Below are 232 nucleotides of genomic sequence, written 5' to 3' on the forward strand. Positions count from 1 at the left end.
TGCCCAACCTAGAACGGTCTCGTAAATCTGACCGATGTTCATACGAGATGGTACCCCTAGTGGATTCAATACGATATCTACTGGAGATCCATCTTCTAAGAATGGCATATCTTCTTCTCTTACAATACGAGCCACAATACCTTTGTTACCGTGACGTCCTGCCATCTTATCTCCTACTTTTAATTTACGTTTTTTTGCAACATAAATTTTAGCAAGTTTTAAGATTCCCGCT

The 232-nt window shown here is 39.7% G+C and carries 1 protein-coding gene; it reads right to left on the minus strand.

All coding sequences use genetic code 11. From position 1 onward, the window contains the following. Window positions 1–232 (minus strand): hypothetical protein (locus ACY2RR_RS24835; RefSeq protein WP_490110872.1); only part of this gene is annotated, 232 nt, incomplete at both ends.

The organism is Parendozoicomonas sp. 2304DJ65-17 (genome assembly GCF_058148445.1).